The sequence below is a fragment of the Chitinilyticum piscinae genome, assembly GCF_015223195.1.
Taxonomy (GTDB): domain Bacteria; phylum Pseudomonadota; class Gammaproteobacteria; order Burkholderiales; family Chitinibacteraceae; genus Chitinilyticum; species Chitinilyticum piscinae.
In genome coordinates this window covers 107,658-115,636 of sequence record NZ_JADFUA010000010.1, presented here as the reverse complement: position 1 = coordinate 115,636, position 7,979 = coordinate 107,658, and the positions used below count along the sequence as shown (strand labels likewise).

Genomic DNA, 7,979 nt, shown 5'->3' with positions numbered 1-7,979 from the left:
CGCTGACGCGTTATGTCTGGCTCTATAACCAGCATTTGCCACAGCGGGCGCTACAGCACCAATCCCCCCTTCAAGCGATGAAGCATTGGCAGAAGCAAAGGCCCGAGTTATTCAAAAAGCGTGTAATTAATCGAGCGGGACTGGACAGTTGATCAAGTGCCTGACCATTGTCGATGATGCAACGTATGAATCCATTGCCATCGTGGCGGAACGAGCCATTGGCGGTTATCCGCTGACACGCCTGCTGGATCAACTGGCCAGCACACGGGGTTTGCCGCAGGTGATCCGGACCGATAACGGCAAGGAGTTCTGTGGTCGGGCCATGCTGACATGGGCGCAACTGCGTGGCATTCAGTTACGCCATATCGAACCCGGCAAACCCAATCAGAATGCCTACATCGAGTCATTCAATGGACGGTTCCGGGACGAATGCCTGAATGAACACTGGTTCACCAGCCTGGCCCAGGCGCGGGTACTGATTGAATCCTGGCGACGCGAGTACAACGAGGAAAGGCCAAAGAAATCACTGGGCGGCCTGACGCCGTCTGCGTATGCCAGACAACTGGCCGCAAAGTCGGCTACATTAAACTCCAGACTCTAAACGCGTGTGCTACTGAAACAGGGGTGACGTCGCCAGATCAGAAGAGAACCACGCTGGCGCAGCGCATGATTGTAGGATTTCCAGTTGATGGTGCGGTACTTTGGCGGGGCTGGCTTGCTCATGCTGATTACGGATTGGGCGGCGATGCGGTCAGATCAAGCAGGATGCGTGCCGATTCGTGCAACAAAGCCCATTACCTTGAGAATTATCTGGGCTGGCGCAGGATGCTGGGGCGGTATGACCAAGCCATCTCGCGGAAAGACGGTCTAAAGGATGCGATAGGGAGGGGCAACACGCTTGTGGGACATGGCCAGATTAAACGAGGACGACATCAAACTGCTCCTGGGCATACGCTGTTTCCACTTGCAGGTAGATCGGCTTGCCGATGAAATCCGCCAGTTGTGCCAGGCTGGCGGATTCTTCGTCGAGAAACATGTCGATGACGGTCTGTGACGCCAGGATGCGGTATTGCCGTGCGCTGAACTGGCGCTCTTCGCGCAGGATTTCGCGCAGGATTTCATAGCACACGGTTTCGGCTGTCTTGATTTCGCCGCGCCCCTGGCAAATCGGGCAGGGCTGGCACAGTACGTGGGCGAGTGATTCGCGGGTGCGTTTGCGGGTGATTTCCACCAGGCCAAGGCTGGTGAAGCCGGAGACCGTAATCTTGGTGCGGTCGCGGGCTAGGGCCTTTTTCAGCTCATCCAGTACTGCGTTCTTGTGTTCGTCGTTATCCATGTCGATGAAATCGACGATGATGATGCCGCCGAGATTGCGTAGCCGCAGCTGGCGGGCAATCACCTGGGTGGCTTCCAGATTGGTCTTGAAAATGGTGTCGTCGAACGAGCGTGTGCCGACGAAGCCACCGGTGTTGACGTCGACCGTGGTCATTGCTTCGGTCTGGTCAATGATCAGGTAGCCGCCGAACTTCAGATTTACTCTGCGGCTGAGTGCGCGTTCGATTTCCGGCTCCACGCCATACAGCTCAAACAGCGGACGTTCTCCTGCGTAGTGGCGCAGGCGTGGCGCAATTTCGCTGACGAAGCGCTCGGCAAATTCGGCCATTTTCTGGTAGTTTTCGCGCGAATCGATCAGAACCTCGCCGGTTTCGTCGCTCACCATGTCGCGCAAGACGCGCAGTGACAGCGACAAATCTTGAAAGAGCAGTGAGCCAGCGGGCAATTTGTGCGATTTATCGCGAATGTCTGCCCAGATCAGATTCAGGTATTCAATATCTGAACGCAATTCGTCATCGGTGGCGTGGTCGGCGCTGGTACGGATGATGTAGCCGACGTGATCTGCCGGCAGCAATCCTTCCAGCCGTCGGCGCAACGCGTCACGTTCCTCGTCATTTTCAATGCGCTGGCTGATGCCGATGTGGTGCTCCTGCGGCAGAAACACCAGAAAGCGTCCCGCGATGCTGATCTGCGTGGAGAGCCGGGCACCCTTGGTGCCGATCGGGTCCTTGATCACCTGCACCATGACCGGCTGGCCTTCATGCAGCAATTTTTCGATCCGCTGCGGTTCGTTGGGGTGCTGGCGTTGCTCAATGACGTCAGCGATGTGCAGAAAGGCCGCACGTTCCAGGCCGATTTCGATGAAGGCCGACTGCATGCCGGGCAGTACGCGCTTCACAATGCCGAGATAGATATTGCCCACCAGTCCCAAATGCGCGGTGCGCTCAATGTGCAGATCCTGAACTACCCCATCTTCCATGGTGGCGACGCGGGTTTCCTGCGGAGTGATGTTGACGAGGATCTGGTCTTGCATGGGTATGTCGTGAAAATGAAATGGCAAGGGTATGTAATGTACCGCATGTTGCCTGGACGTGCTCTAGCTTGTAGGCCGCGTGGTGTACTCGCATGACTCGCTCCTGCGGCGCATAATAGGCAGCCTGTACCGAGGGAGAATGGGTTTGAAAATCGCGATTGCCGGAACCGGTTATGTGGGCTTATCCAACGCCGTGCTGCTATCCCAGCATCATGAAGTCGTTGCGCTGGATGTGATTGCGGAAAAGGTGGCGCAGATCAATCGGCGTGAATCGCCGATTGCCGATGCGGAAATCGAGGAGTTTCTGGCCAATAAATCATTGAATCTGCGCGCAACCCTCGACAAGCAAGAGGCCTATGCCGGTGCTGATTTCGTGATTATCGCCACGCCGACAGATTACGACCCGGATAGCAATTATTTCAACACCAGTTCTGTCGAGGCGGTCATACGTGATGTCATCGCCATCAATCCTCAGACGGTGATGGTGATCAAATCTACGGTGCCGGTGGGTTTCACCGCCAAGGCGGCCGCGCAGTATGGCACCTGCAATCTGATTTTTTCACCCGAATTTCTGCGCGAGGGCCGCGCGTTGTACGACAATCTGCATCCTTCGCGGATTGTCGTCGGTGAGCGCAGCGCACGGGCGCAGAACTTTGCGCAACTGCTGCAGCAGGGGGCGGTACGTGAGAACATTCCGGTGTTGTTTACGGACTCCACCGAGGCCGAAGCGATCAAGCTCTTTGCCAACACTTATCTGGCCATGCGGGTGGCCTACTTCAACGAGCTGGACACCTACGCGGCAACGCACGGCCTGGATACGCGCCAAATCATCGACGGCGTCTGTCTGGATCCGCGAATTGGCACGCATTACAACAACCCGTCGTTTGGTTACGGCGGCTACTGCCTGCCGAAAGACACCAAGCAACTGCTGGCCAATTACCGCGACGTGCCGCAGAACCTGATTCATGCGATTGTCGATGCCAATACCACGCGCAAGGACTTCATCGCCGACGACATCATCCGCCGCCAGCCGCGCCGCGTCGGAGTATTCCGTTTGATCATGAAGGCCGGCTCGGACAATTTCCGCGCGTCCAGCATCCAGGGCATCATGAAGCGCATCAAGGCCAAGGGGATTGAAGTGGTGGTGTACGAGCCGGTGCTGCAGGAGGCAGAGTTCTTCCACTCACGCGTGATTCGCGATCTGGCGCAGTTCAAGGCGGAGTGTGATGTCATCGTCGCCAACCGCATGACCGCCGAGCTGAGCGATGTGTCCGAGAAAGTCTATACCCGCGATCTTTTCGGGTGTGATTGAGGGGGTATGTTACAGCAAGCCTTTCAAAAGAAGGCTTGCTGGCTTATACGGCGTTGAGTAGCGGCAGGCACATCAGACGTATTTCGTCCCAGGCATTGCCTTGAGCTAGCCCTTTGTTGATTCGGTCGACGTGCGCTGCCGCACGCAATGCTGAGCGTAGCGTGGCGGCGTTCGTGCGCTGCAGTGCTCGGGGTAGAAGTTGCTGGCGGTTGCCCCAAACGCGGTATTCTTTTAATAACTGCGGTAAGGGGCTACCGCGTTTTTCCGCCATCCCGATCTGGTAAAGGGTGCGGAGTTCTTCATTCAATGACCAGAGCACCAGATGCGGTGCCTCGCCTTCGGCTTGCAATCCATCCAGCATTCGCAAAAATCGTGCACAGTCACCGGCCAGTAACGCCTCCCCAAGCTGAAACGCATCAAAGCGTGCGACATTCGCAACGGCCGCCTGAGCCTCGGCAAGCGTCAGTTCTCCGGCAGGGTAAAGCAGGCCCAGCTTCTGGATTTCCTGATGCGCTGCGAGCAGATTGCCCTCCAGTCGATCGACCATGAATTGCAATGCGTCAGCATGCAGCTGCTGCCCCTGTTGGTGCATGCGCCGCATAATCCATTCTGGTAACTGCGCGCGCTCGATGCTGCGCGCCTCGATCACCGTTCCATTCTTTGCCAGCGCCTGAAACCATTTGCTGTTCTGGGCGGTACGATCCAGTCGGGGGAGCGTGACCATGGTGATCGTGTCATCGGGCAGTCGTGCCGCATAAGCTTCCAGTGCTTTGCTGCCTTCAACTCCGGGCTTCCCGCCAGGAATGCGCAATTCGATCAGTTTCTTGCTGGCAAATAGTGAGAAAGAGTTACCGATTTCAGTCAGTTGCCCCCAGTTGAAACTGCGCTCGACCTGAAGTACTTCGCGCTCCAGGTAGTCGGCGGCTTTTGCTGCATTCCTGATGGCTTCGCAGGCTTCCAGGGCGAGCAGCATTTCGTCGCCATGAATGACATAGAGTGCGGAGAGGTTTCTGCTCAGCGCGGTCTGGAGTTCATCAGCGCGCATGGCTGGCCGGGCTGGCGGCTGGGCGACTGCTTTCGCTCAGCTGTTTTCTGGTTATGGCCCCGATCCGATATAGCGCCAATGGGGCTGCATCCTGTTCCATGCTTTGCCAAAGCAGTGCTTCTTCCGCTTCCTTGGCCAGTACGGCGCTCTCGTTCCATGACAGCTCTCGGCTCACTGTCACAATGCCGCTGTTGAGCAGAATGTCCGACTGAGTGCGAACGGACAGAGGTACCCGCAAGGTTAGGCGGTACTCGGTGACCTGGCCGCTGCTGTTGATGGAGGACACCTGCTTGTCGCGAGTCGGTGCGCCAAGATTGATCTCAAGGCCGTTGGCGCTAAGCGTAGGTTCGAGCGTGTAGTTGGGCTGACGCGAGAGATTGTCGCGCAGGGTATTGGCGGTAATGCTGTTGCCTACAATGGTGACATTCCGGAATGGGAGTTCGGTCATTCCACCTTGCCCGCGCAGATGAAAGCCGCACGCGGCCAGCGCAAAGGTGGTCATCGTTATCAGAAACAGTTTGCCAATGGTGCTCATGCAGATTCTCGGTCGACGGTTGCGGCGGGCAAAGGCCCGCCGCTAGGAAGGTCAGGCAACAATATTGACCAGCTTGTTTGGTACGATGATCACCTTCTTCGGCGCGCCATTCAGGTGTTTCTGGACGTTTTCGTCGGCGAGTGCAGCGGCTTCAATCGCAGCTTTGTCTGCGCCGGCGGGTACATGGATTTCGCCGCGCAGTTTTCCGTTCACCTGCACCATCAGCTTGATCTCGTCCTGCGTCAGCGCATCCGCCGCCGGTTCCGGCCAGGCTGCGGTGGCGATCTGGCCGCCGTAGTTCAGCTCCAGCCACAGCGTGTGGGCGATGTGCGGCGCAGCCGGGTAGATCGCGCGCAGCAGGATGCCGAAGCCTTCACGAATCACTGCCGCATTGCCGCCCTTGTAGCCTTCCAGCGCATTCAGCAGTTTCATCACGCCGGAGACGACGGTGTTGTACTGCAGGCGGTCGAAGTCGGCGTTGATCTGCTTGAGGGTGCTGTGCACCTCGAAGCGCAGGGCCTTGTCGTCCTTGGTAAGCTCCATACCCGCCGGGCTATCGTCAGCTTGCTTAATCAGGTCAGCGTGCTTGAAGCCATACCCCCAGAGGCGGCGCAGGTAGCGGTAGGCGCCTTCGACGCCCGAATCGCTCCAGGCCGCGCTCTGGTCCGGCGGGCCGGCGAACATGGTGAAGAGGCGCGCGGTGTCGGCGCCAAACTTCTCGATGATGTCTTTCGGTTCGACGACGTTGTTCTTGGATTTGGACATCTTCTCGATGCCGCCCATGATCACCGGCTGGCCGTCTTCCTTTGCGATGGCGGAAACCGGGCGGCCCTTGTCGTCGTGCTGGACTTCGACTTCCGCCGGGTAGAACCAGCGCTTCTTGCCGCTGGCGTCTTCGCGGTAGTAGCAGTCACGCAGCAGCATGCCTTGCGTGAACAGGTTCTTGAACGGCTCGCCAAAGTTGATCAGGCCGGCATCGCGCATGGCCTTGGTCCAGAAGCGGGCGTACAGCAAGTGCAGTACGGCGTGCTCAATCCCGCCAATGTACTGGTCCATGCCACCGGCCGCACCCTGGTTGGTGCCCATCCAGTAAGCCGTGCCGTCGCCGACCATTGCCTCCGCGTTCTTCGGGTCGCAATAGCGCATGAAATACCAGCTCGAATCGACGAAGGTATCCATGGTGTCAGTTTCGCGCTTGGCCGGCTTGCCGCATTTCGGGCAATCGACGTTCAGGAAGTCGGCGCGGTGGTTCAGCGGATTGCCCGAGCCATCCGGAATGCAGTCGACTGGCAACTTAACTGGCAGGTCCTCGTAGGGAACCGGTACATCGCCGCAGCATTCGCAATGGATGATCGGGATCGGCGTGCCCCAGTAGCGCTGGCGGGAAATGCCCCAGTCGCGCAGGCGCCAGGTGGTTTTCTTCTCGCCGGCCTGTTTGGCGGCCAGATCGGCTGCGACAGCGTCAACCGCCGCCTTGTAATCCAGGCCGTCATATTTGCCGGAGTTGATGGTTACGCCGCGGGTCTTGTCGCCGTACCACTCGGCCCAGGCGTCCGTGCTGAAGGTTTCGCCCTCGACAGCAATCACCTGCTTGATTGGCAGGCTGTATTTCCTGGCAAAGGCAAAGTCGCGCTCATCGTGCGCCGGCACAGCCATGACCGCGCCGTCGCCGTAGCCCATCAGCACGTAGTTGCCGATCCACACTTCGACCTGTGCGCCGGTCAGCGGGTGGGTGACAAACAGCCCGGTCGGCACACCGACCTTTTCCTGGGTGGCGATTTCGGCTTCCGACACGCCGCCCTTTTCGCATTCCTTGATGAAGGCGGTCAGTTCCGGCTTCAGTTCGGCTGCGCGGGTGGCGAGCGGATGCTCAGCCGCCACGGCACAGAAGGTGACGCCCATGATGGTGTCGGCGCGGGTGGTGAACACCCACAGTTTGCCATCCGCAATCAGCTGGCCATCGGCATCCTTGATGTCATGGTCAAAGGCAAAGCGCACGCCTTCCGACTTGCCGATCCAGTTGCGCTGCATGGCGCGCACCATGTCCGGCCAGCCATCCAGCGTGTCGATGTCGTTCAGCAGTTCGTCGGCGTATTGTGTGATGCCGAAGTAGTACCCCGGGATTTCGCGCTTTTCGACAATCGCGCCCGAGCGCCAGCCGCGGCCGTCCACCACCTGCTCATTGGCGAGCACGGTCTGGTCAACCGGATCCCAGTTCACGATCTGGGTTTTCTTGTAGGCGACGCCCTTTTCGAGCATCTTCAGGAAGAACCACTGGTTCCACTTGTAGTAGTCCGGATCGCAGGTGGCGATTTCGCGCGACCAGTCAAACGCCAGGCCCAGCGGCTTCATCTGCGACTTCATGTCGGCAATGTTGGCGTAGGTCCACTCGGCGGGTGACTTCTTGTAGGCGATCGCGGCGTTTTCCGCCGGCAGGCCGAAGGCATCCCAGCCCATCGGCATCAGCACGTTGTAACCCTTCATGCGCAGGTGGCGCGCCAGCATGTCGTTGATGGTGTAGTTGCGCACATGGCCCATGTGCAGCTTGCCGGACGGGTAGGGCAGCATCGAGCAGGCGTAATACTTCGGCTTGCTGGAATCCTCGGTGACTTCAAATGCACGCGTTTCTTCCCAGTGCTGCTGGGCTGCGGCTTCGACGGAAAGCGGGGAGTACTGTTCTTGCATGGGAATAGCGCCGGTGAATGCGATTCAAAGTCGG

5 protein-coding genes and 2 pseudogenes are annotated in these 7,979 nt (G+C 58.5%); 3 read left to right on the top strand and 4 right to left on the bottom strand.

What is annotated here, in order from left to right; genetic code table 11:
- Positions 1-152, top strand: a pseudogene (locus INR99_RS17515) (IS481 family transposase); the annotation flags it as partial.
- Positions 143-601, top strand: a pseudogene (locus INR99_RS14615) (integrase core domain-containing protein); the annotation flags it as partial. The pseudogenes INR99_RS17515 and INR99_RS14615, both read left to right, overlap by 10 nt.
- A gap of 315 nt (positions 602-916) precedes the next feature.
- On the opposite strand, the gene rng reads toward INR99_RS14615, so the two are convergent.
- Entirely contained in the window at positions 917-2,368 is a 1,452-nt protein-coding gene (gene rng, locus INR99_RS14610; RefSeq protein ID WP_194117106.1) for a ribonuclease G, read from the bottom strand.
- Positions 2,369-2,507: 139 nt separating this feature from the next.
- Here rng and INR99_RS14605 point away from each other — a divergent pair, with 139 nt between their 5' ends.
- Entirely contained in the window at positions 2,508-3,680 is a 1,173-nt protein-coding gene (locus tag INR99_RS14605; protein ID WP_228098343.1) for a nucleotide sugar dehydrogenase, read from the top strand.
- A 43-nt stretch (positions 3,681-3,723) separates the two neighbouring features.
- On the opposite strand, the gene holA is transcribed toward INR99_RS14605, so the two are convergent.
- The 3 genes from holA to leuS are packed head-to-tail and all read right to left on the bottom strand — an operon-like array spanning position 3,724 to position 7,945.
- Entirely contained in the window at positions 3,724-4,725 is a 1,002-nt protein-coding gene (gene holA, locus INR99_RS14600; RefSeq protein WP_194117104.1) for a DNA polymerase III subunit delta, read from the bottom strand.
- Positions 4,715-5,260 carry an LPS-assembly lipoprotein LptE gene (locus INR99_RS14595; RefSeq protein ID WP_194117103.1) on the bottom strand — a complete coding sequence of 182 codons (546 nt, stop codon included), beginning with the start codon at positions 5,258-5,260 and terminating at the stop codon, positions 4,715-4,717. The genes holA and INR99_RS14595 overlap by 11 nt, the downstream gene beginning before the upstream one ends.
- A 51-nt stretch (positions 5,261-5,311) precedes the next feature.
- Positions 5,312-7,945 carry a leucine--tRNA ligase gene (gene leuS, locus INR99_RS14590; RefSeq protein WP_194117102.1) on the bottom strand — a complete coding sequence of 878 codons (2,634 nt, stop codon included), beginning with the start codon at positions 7,943-7,945 and terminating at the stop codon, positions 5,312-5,314.
- Positions 7,946-7,979 lie beyond the last annotated feature (34 nt).

Coding starts and splice junctions, on each gene's coding strand:
- leuS (WP_194117102.1), bottom strand. CDS start 7,945: ATGCAAGAACAGTACTCCCCGCTTTCCGTCGAAGCCGCAGCCCAGCAG.
- rng (WP_194117106.1), bottom strand. CDS start 2,368: ATGCAAGACCAGATCCTCGTCAACATCACTCCGCAGGAAACCCGCGTC.
- INR99_RS14605 (WP_228098343.1), top strand. CDS start 2,508: ATGGGTTTGAAAATCGCGATTGCCGGAACCGGTTATGTGGGCTTATCC.
- INR99_RS14595 (WP_194117103.1), bottom strand. CDS start 5,260: ATGAGCACCATTGGCAAACTGTTTCTGATAACGATGACCACCTTTGCG.
- holA (WP_194117104.1), bottom strand. CDS start 4,725: ATGCGCGCTGATGAACTCCAGACCGCGCTGAGCAGAAACCTCTCCGCA.